General features: G+C 72.7%; 10 protein-coding genes. 1 reads left to right on the top strand and 9 read right to left on the bottom strand.

The features are described from left to right. Window positions 1–50: 50 nt before the first annotated feature. Both ABZ858_RS32545 and ABZ858_RS32550 read right to left on the bottom strand, forming a co-directional pair. Window positions 51–308, bottom strand: coding sequence for a DUF397 domain-containing protein (locus ABZ858_RS32545; protein ID WP_361386895.1), 258 nt, complete (start codon window positions 306–308; stop codon window positions 51–53). Beyond that, a complete protein-coding gene (locus ABZ858_RS32550; protein WP_361386898.1) occupies window positions 305–1144 on the bottom strand; it encodes a helix-turn-helix transcriptional regulator in 840 nt (279 codons plus the stop codon). Before ABZ858_RS32550 ends, ABZ858_RS32545 begins: the two co-directional genes overlap by 4 nt. A 135-nt stretch (window positions 1145–1279) precedes the next feature. Between ABZ858_RS32550 and ABZ858_RS32555 the strand changes: the two genes are divergently transcribed. Beyond that, complete coding sequence (locus tag ABZ858_RS32555; RefSeq protein ID WP_361386901.1) at window positions 1280–1699, top strand: ATP-binding protein; 420 nt, start codon at window positions 1280–1282, stop codon at window positions 1697–1699. Between the two features lie 31 nt (window positions 1700–1730). On the opposite strand, the gene ispG is transcribed toward ABZ858_RS32555, so the two are convergent. From ispG to ABZ858_RS32590, 7 genes are all read right to left on the bottom strand, one after another. After that, a complete protein-coding gene (gene ispG, locus ABZ858_RS32560) occupies window positions 1731–2888 on the bottom strand; it encodes a flavodoxin-dependent (E)-4-hydroxy-3-methylbut-2-enyl-diphosphate synthase (protein ID WP_361386904.1) in 1158 nt (385 codons plus the stop codon). A gap of 170 nt (window positions 2889–3058) precedes the next feature. Next, window positions 3059–4351 carry a site-2 protease family protein gene (locus ABZ858_RS32565; RefSeq protein WP_361387137.1) on the bottom strand — a complete coding sequence of 431 codons (1293 nt, stop codon included), beginning with the start codon at window positions 4349–4351 and terminating at the stop codon, window positions 3059–3061. A gap of 8 nt (window positions 4352–4359) precedes the next feature. After that, entirely contained in the window at window positions 4360–5622 is a 1263-nt protein-coding gene (gene dxr, locus ABZ858_RS32570; RefSeq protein ID WP_361386907.1) for a 1-deoxy-D-xylulose-5-phosphate reductoisomerase, read from the bottom strand. Between the two features lie 318 nt (window positions 5623–5940). Next, window positions 5941–7881: an acyl-CoA dehydrogenase family protein gene (locus ABZ858_RS32575; RefSeq protein ID WP_361386910.1), complete on the bottom strand. Its 1941-nt coding sequence runs from the start codon at window positions 7879–7881 to the stop codon at window positions 5941–5943. A gap of 319 nt (window positions 7882–8200) precedes the next feature. Next, window positions 8201–9646: an aldehyde dehydrogenase family protein gene (locus ABZ858_RS32580; protein WP_361386913.1), complete on the bottom strand. Its 1446-nt coding sequence runs from the start codon at window positions 9644–9646 to the stop codon at window positions 8201–8203. Between the two features lie 164 nt (window positions 9647–9810). Continuing rightward, a complete protein-coding gene (locus tag ABZ858_RS32585; RefSeq protein ID WP_361386916.1) occupies window positions 9811–11484 on the bottom strand; it encodes a PucR family transcriptional regulator in 1674 nt (557 codons plus the stop codon). 136 nt (window positions 11485–11620) lie between these two features. Continuing rightward, entirely contained in the window at window positions 11621–14053 is a 2433-nt protein-coding gene (locus tag ABZ858_RS32590) for an ATP/GTP-binding protein (protein WP_361386919.1), read from the bottom strand. Between the last annotated feature and the right edge of the window lie 234 nt (window positions 14054–14287).

Raw genomic sequence — 14287 nt, forward strand, 5'->3', positions numbered from 1 at the left:
GGGTTTGCGCTGGTCCTGGCACTATAGCCGCGCGGGCCACCGTACTCCTCTCAAGCCTGCACAAGCCCCAGGAACGCGTGCCACGCCGTGGTCGGCACGGAGAGGGTGGGGGCGGTGGCGGGGTGCTGCTTGGAGTCTCGGATGTGGATGGTGGTGGGGCAGGTGGCGATCTCGACGCACTCGCCCCCATCGCCGCTGCTGTAGCTCGACTTGTGCCAGGTGAGGGCGACTTCGAGGCATTCGCCGCCGCCGCCACTGCTGTAGCTGCTCTTGAACCACGTCAGGTTGGACGGCTTCTCGACGTTCATGTCTCTCCCAGCAACTTCTCTACGAATGCCAGCGACTCGCGTGGCGTCAGGGCCTGGGCCCGCAGAAGACCGTACTGCTCCTCCACTTCCCTGACCGTCACGCGGTCGGTGAAGAGGCGGCTGGCCTTGTAGGCAGGTACATAGGCGATCCTGCGTCCTTTCCCCGTCTCGATCAAGGTGAACGGACCGTTGAGGGAGGCGTGCTCCTCGCTGTCGTTCGGCATGACCTGAATCTCAACGTTACGCCGTTGGCTGTCCAGCAGGATCTGCTCCAACTGGCCACGCCAGACCGCGAGTCCACCCAACTGCCTACACAGAACGGACTCCTCCAGTACGAAGGTCACGGTGGGCGCCGGTTGACGCGCGAAGATCTCCTGTCGGGCCAGTCGTGCCGCCACTCGCTGCTCGATCGTCTCCGCGCTCAGCACCGGCCGCCACATGGTGAACACGGCCCGCGCGTAGTCCTCCGTCTGCAACAGACCCGGTACCGCCTGTACGGCGAACACGTGCAACGCGACCGCCTGTTTCTCCAGCGCCGCCGCATCCTGGAAGAACGCCGGATACTGCGCCCTCTCCATGTCCTCGATGAAGTCGATCAGCATTCCGCCCGCGTCCAGCACTTCGTCCGCCTGCCGGATGAACTTCGCGTTCGGGATGCGCCGACCCACCTCGTACGACGTGATCGTCGCGGCAGAATAACCGGTACGGCGGCCCAACTCGGCCCGGTCCATGCGCGCTTGGACGCGCAGCCGCTTCAGTACCCGTCCGAAGACGAGCGGAATGCCCGAGCCCGGCGCTTCCTGGCCATCCTGGTCTTCCCGTGCTTCCTCGCTCATGTACACCCCCAATGCCTTTGCGCCACCCTCGGTCACGGCGCGCTCGTGTACAGCGGCACCCCGCCCTTGTACAGCGCCTGGTGGTCGTGGTGCGGCCGCTGTTCAACGCTACTGAGCGTGCGGGACCGTAACCGCGTGAAATCAGAAATCTCCACCCAGGAATTCGCCATGCGCTTCACCTCCACCCCGCGCGGCGCGCGGCTCGCCCGGCGGCTGGTGTCGCTGCGGCTGGACGAGTGGGGGCACGCGTACGACGGCCGGGTCAACGAGGCCGTCACGCTGATCGCCGCCGAGTTCGCCGCCAACGCCGTACGGCACGGGCGGGTGCCCGGGCGGGACTTCCATCTGCGGCTCGCCCAGGAGGACGGAGTCGTACGCCTGGAGGTCTCCGACACCCGGGGCGAACGGCTGCCCGAGCGCCGGGTGCCGTGCGGTGAGGGCGGGCGGGGGCTGATCCTGGTGGAGGCGCTCGCCGACAAGTGGGGGGTGGCGCCCCGGCGGCCCGGCAAGACGGTCTGGGCGGAGGTACGGCTGAGTCCCGCCACCGAGGGGTGACGGGACTCGTGATCTCGTACGGGCAGTACGGTCAGCCCGCGACGGAGACCGAGGGCTCGCCGGACTCCACGCCCTCGTCCTGCATCAGTTCGGCCAGCTTCATGGCCTCCTCGATGAGGGTCTCCACGATCTTGGACTCGGGGACGGTCTTGATGACCTCGCCCTTGACGAAGATCTGGCCCTTGCCGTTGCCGGAGGCGACGCCCAGGTCGGCCTCGCGGGCCTCGCCGGGGCCGTTGACGACGCAGCCCATGACGGCGACGCGCAGCGGGACGTCCATGCCGGTGAGGCCCGCGGTGACCTCTTCGGCGAGCTTGTAGACGTCGACCTGGGCGCGGCCGCAGGACGGGCAGGAGACGATCTCCAGGCCACGTTGGCGCAGGTTCAGCGACTCCAGGATCTGGATGCCGACCTTGATCTCCTCGACCGGAGGGGCCGAGAGGGAGACGCGGATGGTGTCGCCGATGCCCTGGGAGAGCAGGGCGCCGAAGGCGACGGCGGACTTGATGGTCCCCTGGAAGGCGGGGCCCGCCTCGGTGACGCCGAGGTGCAGCGGGTAGTCGCACTGGGCGGCGAGCTGGCGGTAGGCCTCGATCATGATGACCGGGTCGTTGTGCTTGACGGAGATCTTGATGTCGCGGAAGTCGTGCTCCTCGAAGAGGGAGGCTTCCCACAGCGCCGACTCGGCCAGCGCCTCGGGGGTGGCCTTGCCGTACTTCTGGAGCAGGCGGCGGTCCAGCGATCCGGCGTTGACACCGATGCGGATCGGCGTGCCGTGGTCCTTGGCGGCGCGCGCGATCTCCTTGACCTTGTCGTCGAACTGCTTGATGTTGCCCGGATTCACGCGGACGGCGGCGCAGCCGGCCTCGATGGCCGCGAAGACGTACTTCGGCTGGAAGTGGATGTCGGCGATGACCGGGATCTGGGACTTGCGGGCGATGGTGGCGAGGGCGTCGGCGTCATCCTGGGTGGGGCAGGCCACCCGGACGATCTGGCAGCCGGACGCGGTCAGCTCCGCGATCTGCTGGAGGGTGGCGCCGATGTCGGACGTACGGGTCGTGGTCATCGACTGGACCGAGACGGGCGCGTCTCCGCCGACCGCCACGCTTCCGACCTGGATCTGCCGGCTCTTGCGGCGCTCGGCGAGCTTGGTCGGAACGGACGGCATGCCGAGAGAAATCGCAGTCATCTGCTGTGCAACCCCAAGTCGTGGATCAAGATCCGGTCCCGTTCTGGCGGCGGGCTCCAGGCTTCGAGATTACGGCACCGCCCCGATCATCGGCACATCCCACCCGGCAAACCCACTCGATGGAAGGCGGCCGGACGGGCCTCGGGTCCGGCCGCCTGAACAGCGGGTGGCTAGGTGATTTTGACGGGGTTGACGACGTCCGCGATGAGGACGAGGAGGGTGAAGCAGACGAAGACGCTCGCCACCACGTAGGCCACCGGCATGAGCTTCGCCACGTCGAACGGGCCCGGGTCGGGGCGGCGCAGCACCTTGGCCAGGTGGCGGCGCAGCGACTCCCACAGGGCGCCGGCGATGTGGCCGCCGTCCAGCGGGAGCAGCGGGAGCATGTTGAAGAGGAACAGGGAGAGGTTGAACCCGGCGACCAGCATCATCGCCATGGCCAGTTGCTGGGTGGGCGGGATGTCCAGGGTGAAGATGTCGCCGCCGACGCGGGCCGCGCCGACCACGCCCATAGGGGAGTCGGGCTGGCGGGGGGCGCCGTCGAAGGCCGCGTCCCACAGGGCGGGGATCTTGCCGGGCAGGCTCGCGATGGAGTCGACGGCCTCGCCGAGCCGGTCGCCCATCCAGGTCACGGACTGGCCGAAGTCCTGGCGCACGACGCCGGTGGCGGCGCTGAAGCCGAGGAAGCCGGCGCTGACGTACTGGCCCTGGACGATCTGGCCGTGCGCGTCCTTCTTGGCGACCTGATTGGTGGCGATCTTCGCGTGCAGGGTGACGTCCTGTCCCCCGCGCTGCACGACGATCGGCACCTGCTTGCCGGGGTTGGCGCGGATGAGGTCGGACAGCCGGTCCCAGTCGTGGGTCCTGGTCCCGTCGAAGGAGACGATCCGGTCGCCGGCCCGCAGGCCCGCGGCGGCGGCCGGGGAGGGGGCGTCGGTCTTCTTGCAGGTGTCGCGGTTCTCGCTCTGGGCGATGACGCACTGGGAGACGGAGCTGACGGCGGTCGTCTGCTGCGAGATGCCGAAGCCCATCAGCACGGTGAGGAACAGCCCGACCGCGAGGATCAGGTTCATGAAGGGGCCCGCGAACATCACGATGACCCGCTTCCACGGGGCGCGCGTGTAGAAGAGGCGCTCCTCGTCGCCGGGCCGCAGCTCCTCGAAGGCGGCCGAGCGGGCGTCCTCGATCATGCCGCGCCAGGGCGAGGTGGAGCGGGCGGTGATCCGGCCGTCGTCGCCCGGCGGGAACATGCCGATCATGCGGATGTAGCCGCCGAACGGGATGGCCTTGATGCCGTACTCCGTCTCGCCCTTCTTGCGCGAGAAGATCGTCGGGCCGAAGCCGACCATGTACTGCGGCACGCGGATGCCGAAGAGCTTGGCGGTGGACAGGTGCCCCAGTTCGTGCCACGCGATGGAGACCAGCAGGCCGATCACGAAGACGACTATGCCGAGGATCATCATCAAGGACGTCATGCACGCGCCTCCGCGGTCGCCGTCTGCGCTGTCAGTTCCCGGGCGCGGGAGCGGGCCCAGGTCTCCGCTTCGAGGACGTCCGGCAGGGTCAGGGTAGTTCCCGCGGGGGGTGTGCCGTGTTCCTCGACCACCTGTGTCACGGTCTCCATGATTCCGGTGAAGGGCAGTGCGCCGCGCAGGAACGCGTCGACGCACTCCTCGTTGGCGGCGTTGAACACGGCCGGGGCGGTGCCCGCGAGCCGGCCGACGTGCCGGGCGAGGCCGACCGAGGGGAAGGCTTCCGTGTCGAGCGGGAAGAACTCCCAGGTCGACGCCTTGCTCCAGTCGAAGGCGGGGGCGGCGTCGGGGACGCGTTCGGGCCAGCCGAGGCCGATGGCGATGGGGCCGCGCATGTCGGGGGGCGTCGCCTGGGCGAGGGTGGAGCCGTCGGTGAACTCGACCATCGAATGGACGTACGACTGCGGGTGCACGACGACCTCGATGCGGTCGAAGGGGATGTCGTACAGCAGGTGGGCCTCGATGACCTCCAGGCCCTTGTTGACGAGGGTGGCGGAGTTGACCGTGATCACCGGGCCCATGGCCCAGGTGGGGTGGGCGAGGGCGTCCTCGACGGTGACGGTCGCCAGCTCCTGCGGGGTGCGGCCGCGGAAGGGGCCGCCGGAGGCGGTGACGACGAGTCTGCGGACGTCGGCGCGCGTGCCGGCGGCGAGCGCCTGGAAGAGCGCGGCGTGCTCGGAGTCCACCGGGATGATCTGCCCCGGCTTCGCCAGCGCCTTGACCAGCGGGCCGCCGACGATGAGCGACTCCTTGTTGGCGAGCGCGAGGGTGCGGCCCGCCTCCAGGGCGGCGAGGGTCGGGGCGAGGCCGATGGAGCCGGTGATGCCGTTGAGCACGGTGTGGCAGGCGGAGGCGGCGAGTTCGGTGGCCGCGTCGGGGCCGGCCAGGATCTCCGGCAGTGCCTCGCCGCTGCCGTACTGCGCGGCCAGCGCCTCGCGCAGCGCCGGTACGACGTCCTCGCGGGCCACGGCGACGGTGCGCACGCGCAGCCGGTACGCCTGCTCGGCGAGGAGGCCGATCCGGCCGCCGTTGGCGGAGAGCGCGGTGACCCGGAAGCGGTCCGGGTTGCGCAGCACGAGGTCGATGGCCTGGGTGCCGATGGACCCGGTGGACCCGAGCACCACCACGTCCTTGGGGCCGTCCCCGGCGACGGGGTCGAAGACGAGATGCGGGTCGGCGAGAGGGGCTGGACTGTCGCTCATCCCCCCATTGTGGCCGCAACGGCCCACTCTTCGGACAGCGCGTCCCCCGGGCGGGTGCAGGGTGGGTGCCGGACGGAACCCGGATGGGAGTCGGGTGGGTGCCGGGCGGGTGCGGGATGGGAGCTGGGCGGGTGTCGGCCGGGGCCCGGGCGACCCGAGACGCCGGACCGCCCGGGGCGGACGGCACGGATCGCGGTGCCGCCCGGCCGGGGGCGGAGGGGCCGACGGGCCCAGCGGCTGGCGGGCCCACGGGCTGGCTGGCCTACGGGCTGGCCGGCCTGCGGGTTGGTGGCCGGGCCGGGGTCGGTGGTGGGGCGGTTAGCGGATCGGGCGGTGGACGTTCTCCTGTTCGCTCGGGCCGGGGGGTGTCTCCGCGATCCACGGGCCGTCGTCCGAGGGGTCGACGACGCCCTCCTCCAGCCAGGTGTAGGCGCCGCCGAGGACGCCCTTGACCACCTTGTGGTCGAGGTCGTCGGTGTTGGTCCACAGGCGGTCGAAGAGTTCGGCGACGCGGATGCGGGACTGGCGGCAGAAGGCGTCGGCGAGCTGGTAGGCCGCGCGGCCGTTCTCGCCGCGGGCGCGCAGGAGTTCGGCGCGCACACAGGCCGCGCTCATCGCGAACAGTTCGGCGCCGATGTCCACGACCCGGCCGAGGAAGCCCTGCTTGGTCTCCATCCGGCCCTGCCAGCGGGACATGGCGTAGAAGGTGGAGCGGGCGAGCTTGCGGGCGTGGCGCTCGACGTACCGCAGGTGTCCGGACAGGTCGGTGTGCCCGCGCGGGTGGAAGTCGGCGTAGGAGCGCGGCAGCTGGCCGGGTCCGGCGACCAGCTTGGGCAGCCACTTGGCGTAGAAGACACCGGCGTTGGCGCCCGCCTTCGCCTTGTCCGGCAGGGACTTGTCGGGGTCGATGAGGTCGCCGGCGACCGAGAGGTGGGCGTCGACGGCCTCCCGCGCGATCAGCAGGTGCATGATCTCGGTGGAGCCCTCGAAGATGCGGTTGATGCGCAGGTCGCGCAGCATCTGCTCGGCGGGGACGGCGCGTTCGCCGCGGGCGGCGAGGGAGGCGGCCGTCTCGAAGCCGCGGCCGCCGCGGATCTGCACCAGTTCGTCGGCCATCTTCCAGGCCATCTCGGAGCCGTACAGCTTGGCGAGGGCGGCCTCGATGCGGATGTCGTTGCGGTCCTCGTCGGCCATCTGGGAGGACAGTTCGACCACGGCCTCCAGGGCGAAGGTGGTGGCCGCGATGAAGGAGATCTTCGAGCCGACCGCCTCGTGCAGCGCGACCGGCTTGCCCCACTGCTCGCGGACCGCCGACCACTCGCGGGCGATCTTCAGACACCACTTGCCGGAGCCCGCGCACATGGCGGGCAGGGAAAGCCGCCCGGTGTTCAGGGTGGTCAGGGCGATCTTCAGGCCCTGGCCCTCCTCACCGATGCGGTGCGCGGCCGGGACGCGGACCTGATGGAGGCGGGTGACGCCGTTCTCGATGCCGCGCAGGCCCATGAAGGCGTTGCGGTGCTCGACCGTGACGCCCTCGGCGGCGGCCTCGACGACGAAGGCGGTGATGCCGCCCCGGTGGCCCTCGGACTTCGGTACGCGCGCCATGACCACCAGGAGGTCGGCGACCACCCCGTTGGTCGTCCACAGCTTGACGCCGTCCAGCAGGTAGTCATCGCCGTCCGGGACGGCGGTGGTGGCCAGGCGGGCCGGGTCGGAGCCGACGTCCGGTTCGGTGAGCAGGAACGCGGAGATGTCGGTGCGGGCGCAGCGCGGCAGGAAGGTGTCCTTCTGCTCCTGGGTGCCGAACATCTTCAGCGGCTGCGGTACGCCGATCGACTGATGCGCGGAGAGCAGGGCGCCGATCGCGGGGCTGGCGGAGCCGGCCAGGGCGAGCGCCTTGTTGTAGTACAGCTGGGTGAGACCGAGACCGCCGTACTTGGTGTCGATCTTCATCCCGAGGGCGCCGATCTCCTTGAGACCGGTGATGACGTCGTCGGGTATCCGCGCGTCGCGCTCGATCCGGGCGGAGTCGACCTTCGTCTCGCAGAAGTCGCGCAGCTTGGCCAGGAACTCCTCGCCGCGCTGCACGTCGTCGTCGGCGGGCAGCGGGTGCGGGTGGATGAGGTCGAGCCGGAAGCGGCCGAGGAACAGTTCCTTGGCGAAGCTGGGCTTGCGCCAGTGCTGTTCCCGGGCGGCCTCCGCGACCTGCCGGGCCTCGCGCTCGCTGACAGTGGGTTTGCTGGTCGCTGGTGCGGTCATGGGCCTCACCTCGCCCGCGAGGAAGGGATCTCGCGAATAGGGATCTCGGGTACGTACGTTACTGACCGGTGCTACTGGTTCGTATGTACCCCATACGGGGCGACCTCACCACCCTGTGTGGGTGACCGCTCACGGGGTGGCGGGCCGGGGTCCTGCGCGGTGCGGCTACCCCGGAACGGGAGATCCACCGCGGCCGGACGCGATCCCGGCCGCGGTGACTGTGGCGGTCGCCGTCGCGGTCGCGGGGAAAGGACCGGCGGCCGGAACCCCCGCACAGTGGGTTCCGGCCGCCGGTCCGCCCGATGGACTCACACAGGACTCAGAGCGCGAGACCCGTCAGGACCAGCACACGCTCGTAGGTGTAGTCGTCCATCGCGTACTTGACGCCCTCGCGGCCCACGCCGGACTGCTTGGCCCCGCCGTAGGGCATCTGGTCGGCGCGGTAGGAGGGGACGTCGCCGATGACGACGCCGCCGACCTCCAGGGCGCGGTGGGCACGGAAGGCGGTCTGCAGGTCGTGGGTGAACACGCCCGCCTGCAGGCCGTACTTGGAGTCGTTGACCGCGGCGAACGCCTCGGCCTCGCCGGTCACCTTCTGCACGGTGAGGACCGGGCCGAAGACCTCCTCGCAGGCGAGCGTCGCACCGGCCGGTACGCCGGCCAGGACGGTCGGCGCGAAGGAGGCGCCGTCGCGCTTGCCGCCGGTGAGCAGGTCGGCGCCGGCGTCGACGGCCTCGCGCACCCAGGACTCCACGCGCTTGGCGGCGTCCTCGCTGACCAGCGGGCCGACGTCGGTGCTGTCGTCGGACGGGTCACCGGTGCCCTGCGCCTCGACGGCGGCGACGATGCGCGGCAGCAGCCGGTCGTAGACCGCGGCGTCCGCGATCACGCGCTGCACGGAGATGCAGGACTGGCCGCCCTGGTAGTTGGAGAAGGTCGCGATGCGGGTCGCGGCCCGGTCGAGGTCCTCGTCGCTCGCCCAGTCGGCGAGGACGACGGCGGCGCCGTTGCCGCCCAGCTCCAGGGTGCAGTGCTTGCGCGGCACCGAGTCCATGATCGCGTAGCCGACCTTCTCCGAACCGGTGAAGGAGATGACCGGCAGCCGCTCGTCCTGGACCAGGGCGGGCATCTTGTCGTTGGCGACCGGCAGGACCGACCAGGAACCGGCCGGCAGGTCCGTCTCGGCGAGCAGCTCACCGAGGATCAGGCCGGACAGCGGGGTGGCCGGGGCCGGCTTGAGGATGATCGGGACGCCGGCGGCGATGGCCGGGGCGATCTTGTGCGCGCACAGGTTCAGCGGGAAGTTGAACGGCGCGATGCCGAGGACGACACCCTTGGGGAAGCGGCGGGTGAGGGCGAGCCGGCCCTGGCCGCCGCCGTCCGTGTCCAGGCGCTGGGCCTCGCCGCCGTTGAACCGGCGGGCCTCCTCCGCGGCGAACCGGAACACCGACACCGCGCGGCCGACCTCGCCGCGCGCCCACTTGATCGGCTTGCCGTTCTCGGCGGAGATCAGCTGCGCGATCTCCTCGGTGCGCTCGGTCAGCCGCTTGCCGACGTGGTCCAGGGCGGCGGCGCGGACGTGCGCGGGGGCGGCGGCGAACTCGTCCAGCACGGCGTGCGCGGCGGCCACGGCCTCCTCGACCTGGGCGTCGGTCGGCACGCTGACCTTGCCGACCAGCCGGCCGTCCCACGGGGAGGTGACGTCGAAGGTGTCCTCGCCGGTGGCCTGGCGGCCGGCGAGCCAGAAGGCGGTGGTGGAAGTCATCTGAGGAGTCCCGGCCCTTCCGCGTAGGACGCGTAGGAGGTGAGTGCTTGCGTCGACAACGGTAGGACGGGCCCGCCCGACCGGCGCTTGTCCGTGGTGGAGCGCCGGGGGGCGGGAGTGCGCCGGTTTGTCGTACGCGCGGGAAGGGGGCGCGGCGGTGCGGGTCAGGCCGGGTCGGTCGAGGTTGTTTTCAGGGCGAGCCACAGCTCCATGCGTACGTCCGGGTCGTCCAGTGAGCGGCCGAGGATCTCCTCGACCCGGCGCATCCGGTAGCGCAGGGTGTGCCGGTGCACGCCCAGGTCGGCCGCGGCGGCGTCCCACTGGCCGTGGCGCGAGAGCCAGGCCCGCAGCGAGGCCACCAGATCGCCGCGCCCGGTCGCGTCGTGCTCGACCAGCGCCCGCAGGAGACCGTCCGCGAACGCCCGGACCGCGTCGTCCGCGAGCAGCGGCAGCACCGAGCCGGACGCCAGCTGCTCGTGCTCGACCAGCACCCGGCCGCGCCGCCGGGCCACCGACAGCGCCTGCTCGGCCTGCCGGTACGCGGCGGCGGCGGTCACCGGACCGGCCGGCGCGGACAGTCCCACGACCAGTTCGTCCGTCTCGCCGGCCGGCTGCTCCGGTACGGCGGCGGCCCGGGCGGCCTCCAGGGCGGCGGCGTGCTCCGCGCAGGCGGTGACGGCCGCGCTGCCGTCCCCGGCCAGCACCACGAGGCGCTCCCCGTCCGGCACCAGCAGCACCGCCTCCCCGGACCGCGCGGCCGCGGCCTCGGCCACCTCCGCGAGCCGGACGAGCGGATCGCCGCCGACGCCGAGCACGGCGGGCGGCGCGGCCGAGGCGGGCTTGACCGCCTGCACGCGGGCGTGCGCGTCGGCGTGCGCCCGCGCGGCGGACGCCGACGCGGACTCCGCGACGATCACCCGGAAGGGCGCGTCGAGCAGGCCGCCGTACAGGTCCCCGGCGACGCCCCGGGCGTGGTCGGGCTGCCCGGCGAGCAGCATGCGCAGCACCGCGGCGCCGATCCGCTGCTCGGCGGCGTGCAGCGAGCGGGAGCGTTCCGTGGTGAGGGTCAGCAGGGCGATGGCGGAGTGCACGGCGTAGCGCTCGGCGGTGCCCAGGGTCGCGGCGGTGCCGACGGCGAGCGCGGCGCGGGGGCGGCGGCCGGTGCCGATGGAGTGGAGTTCGACGCGGTCCTCGGTCTCCGGGCCGCCGACCACGGCGGAGGCGGGCGCGGGCCGGTCGCGCAGGCGTTCGACATCGGCGGTGAGCCGGGCGGCCCGGCGCAGGGACCACTCGGGCGCGGTGGCGACCACGGCGCCCGAGGCGTCGTACAGGGCCGCCCAGCCGTCGACCTGGGCGGCGAGCGCGGCGAGCAGCCCTTCGGGGCCGGCGTTCAGGGTCTGCCTGGTCAGCTCGCGCTGGGCGGCGAAGCCCGCCGTGACCGCCCGGTACTGGTCGGCGGCGATCGCGGCCGACACCGCCTTGCTGATCGCGAGGAACGGGGTGCGCCGGGGCACTTCGAGCAGCGGCAGGCCCTCCGCGCCGGCGGCGGCGACCAGCGCCCCGGGGATCTCGTCGTAGTTCACCCCGACGGCGAAGCCGAGTCCGACCACGCCCGCGCCGACCAGCCGCTTCACATAGCGGCGCATGGCCTCGGGGTCCTCCGCGTCCAGTTTGAGCGCGGTGATCAGCAGCAGCTCCCCGCCCTCCATGTACGGCACCGGGTCGGCCAGCTCGCTGACGTGTGCCCAGCGGACGGGCACGTCGAGGCGGTCCTCACCGGCGCGCACGGTCAGCTTGAGCGCGGAGTGATGGACGAGCGAGGCGAGCGTCGGGGGCATGGGGCCTTCAGGTCTGCGGAGATCCGGTGGACGAGGTGCTGTTTTGGCCGTCGCGTATGAACGTCCACTGCCGATTCTGCCTCACTGGAGGATCCGCGCGAGACCCGAACCCCGCCCGCCCCCGCGCCGGGCCGCCTCAGCCCCGCAGGTCCACCAGGAGCGGCGGCGCGTGCCCGCCGTCCACGCCGGTCAGCGACAGCACCGCGTGCCCGGGCGGCAGCTCGTGGGCCAGCTGGGAGGCGGACCAGCGCTCCCGTTCGACCTGCCGGGTGGTGACCGCGTCGGTGGTGACGGCCTTGCCGGTGACCAGTTTGCGCAGGGCGTGGAGGGCCCGGGTCATCGGCTGGTCCGCGAAGACGGTGTGCTTGGCCACCTCGGTGGTCTCCACCCATTCGGTGCCCCAGGCGTGCGCGAACCGGCTGCCGTCCCAGGTGGTCACCCCGGACAGCGCCATCCGGCAGCCGACGGCGCCCAGCAGCGGCCCGTGCAGCGCCTCGGGCACGTCCGCGATGGCGCGCAGCGCGAGGACGACCCCGGCGTTCTGGGCGCGCAGCCGCTGGATACGGCGTACCGACTCGGTGGTGACGGTGCCGGTGGCGTCGTCCAGGACCAGGCAGGTGAAGTGGGGGCGCCGGGTGTCGCGTACGACGGTGTGGAACTGGGCCAGGATCAGCCGGGTGATCAGCCGGGACGCCTCCTCGTGTCCGCGTTCGGGCAGGTCGACGCGGACCCGCAGCGGGTGGTGGGCGACGGCGCGCAGGGAGAAGGGATGGCCGCCGGTGGCGGCGCTGCCGAAGAAGTCGGCGAAGACGGGCCGGTCGAGCAGGGCGAGCCGGTCGGCGAGGGCCGGGCCCGCGTCGGCGGCGCCGCCGGCCTGCCGCAGCCGGGCGTCCAGTTCGCGGCGCATCACGGTGTGCGCGTCGCCCGCGAGTCCCGCCCGCAGCGCGGCCAGCGCCCCCGGGTCGCCCTCCAGCAGTTCGCGCAGCACCGGCAGCGGCGGGAAGTGGCCGTGCACCGCCCGGTAGGGGCCGAGGAGCTGGGCGAGCGCGGTGGCGGCGCTCTGGTTGCCGACCGTGTCGAGGTCTCCGGCCAGGGCCTCGGCGAGGAAGGCGGCGGCCTCGTCGGGGTCCTCGGACTCCGCGTACGGGTCGAGGTCGTGCGCGGAGGCCGGGTCGCCGATCCGGACCACCACGTCGTACGCGCCGTCCCGGCCCAGCGGCGTACCGGCGGCGCAGACGGCGACGACCGCGCACCGGCCGGTCAGCGCCTGGAGGGCGAGCGCCTCGGTGACGGGTTCGACGACATGCCGGGTCTTGCCGGAGCCGGGCGGTCCGACCAGCAGCAGCGAGGTGCCGAGCTGCTCGGGGCCGAGGGCCGCGCCGGCGCCGTGGTAGGCGCGCGGCGCCCGCTCCCCCGGTGCCCACCGGCCCAGCCGGACCTGGCCGGCCAGCAGGTCGTGCCGGGCGGTGCGGCCGGGCAGGTCGCGGTCGCCGGAGGGGTGGACCCAGGCGGCGGCGCCCTGCCGCAGCACGGTGTCGGTGAAGGCGGCCAGGCGCCCCTCGCGCCGGGCCTCGCCCCAGGCCCGCTCGACGCGGGCGCAGTCGACGTCGTTCATCCGGCCGCCGGCCACCTCGCCGGTCAGCAGGTCGGCGGCCTGGTACTGGCCCGCCTGGCGCAGCTCGGGCCAGTGCGAGCGCGGGGTGTCGGCCGCGGGCGGGGCGGTGGCCGGGCCGGCGGCGGCGCGGCGGCGGTCGGCCAGCTCCTTCGCGTACGCCCACCAGCCGCCGACCCGGGCGAACGGCCACACCACCAGGGCGGTGATCAGCGCGTACAGGCTGTCGGTGAACAGCTGGGAGACGAACAGGTCGTAGCCGCCGGAGACCAGGACGACCAGGGAGAACACCGGGGCGACGACCGGCAGCGGGTCCCAGCCCACGCCCGGGAAGGCGCCCGGGAAGACGAGGCTGAGCGCACCGAGGGCGCCGATCGCCGCGAACAGGGCGCGGCTGGGCTGCGGGCGGCCGCCGACGAAGTGCCGTACCACCTCGGGCCAGCCGCCCAGCCGTCCGACGGCGTAGACGAGCACGGCGAAGAACAGGCCGTCGTAGACCACCCGGGCCTCGCGGCCCTCCATCCCCTTGGGGGAGACGGTGCCGCCCCACCACCAGTCGTCCGGGGTGAACAGCTTGAGCGGCGCGCCCTCGTACGGCACGGCGCCCTGCCGCCACAGCGACCACACGAGCAGGGCCACGACCAGCGGGATCAGCAGGCCGACGACGGTGATGGAGGGCAGCCGGCCGGGGGTGTCGGCGCCCTTGGGCGGCCGGTGGCCGAAGCGCCAGACACCGGGCGCGGCGGCCGGGCGGGGGGTGTCGAGCCACTCGGTCACGGCGGGCCGGGGGGCGTGCTGGGGCGGGAGCACGGGGGGCGGCTGGGCGCCGTACGGCGCGGTCGGGGGGTGCGCGGGCCGGGGCGGCGGCGCGGGGGTGTCCCGCGGTACCGCCGGGCGCGGCACCGGGTTCGCGTGCCGTGGCTGCGCGCTCCGGGCGTCCTGCGTCCCGTCGTCCATCTGCCCTGCCCCCTGACCAGCCGTTGCGTCCACGGTTCCGTCCACCATCAGCGAGTCAATCTAGCGCCCGTGCCAAGGGAGTTCACCGACCGTGCGGTGAACCGCCCGTCCCGTGGCCGCGCACCGCGCCGCGGGGCCCGCACCCCTTCTATATCCATCGCGGACAACGGCGAGTGCCGACAACGCCCACATGGAGCATGCCCACCCCCCTTCTGCCGTCCTAACCTGCGAGAA

It is taken from the genome of Streptomyces sp. NPDC047017, from assembly GCF_040644175.1.
Taxonomy (GTDB): Bacteria; Actinomycetota; Actinomycetes; order Streptomycetales; family Streptomycetaceae; genus Streptomyces.

What these genes read in the sequence shown, in the direction of transcription:
- ABZ858_RS32545 (WP_361386895.1), bottom strand. Translation starts at nt 308, where the DNA reads ATGAACGTCGAGAAGCCGTCCAACCTGACGTGGTTCAAGAGCAGCTAC.
- ABZ858_RS32550 (WP_361386898.1), bottom strand. Translation starts at nt 1,144, where the DNA reads ATGAGCGAGGAAGCACGGGAAGACCAGGATGGCCAGGAAGCGCCGGGC.
- ispG (WP_361386904.1), bottom strand. Translation starts at nt 2,888, where the DNA reads ATGACTGCGATTTCTCTCGGCATGCCGTCCGTTCCGACCAAGCTCGCC.
- ABZ858_RS32565 (WP_361387137.1), bottom strand. Translation starts at nt 4,351, where the DNA reads ATGATGATCCTCGGCATAGTCGTCTTCGTGATCGGCCTGCTGGTCTCC.
- dxr (WP_361386907.1), bottom strand. Translation starts at nt 5,622, where the DNA reads ATGAGCGACAGTCCAGCCCCTCTCGCCGACCCGCATCTCGTCTTCGAC.
- ABZ858_RS32575 (WP_361386910.1), bottom strand. Translation starts at nt 7,881, where the DNA reads ATGACCGCACCAGCGACCAGCAAACCCACTGTCAGCGAGCGCGAGGCC.
- ABZ858_RS32580 (WP_361386913.1), bottom strand. Translation starts at nt 9,646, where the DNA reads ATGACTTCCACCACCGCCTTCTGGCTCGCCGGCCGCCAGGCCACCGGC.
- ABZ858_RS32585 (WP_361386916.1), bottom strand. Translation starts at nt 11,484, where the DNA reads ATGCCCCCGACGCTCGCCTCGCTCGTCCATCACTCCGCGCTCAAGCTG.
- ABZ858_RS32590 (WP_361386919.1), bottom strand. Translation starts at nt 14,053, where the DNA reads ATGGACGACGGGACGCAGGACGCCCGGAGCGCGCAGCCACGGCACGCG.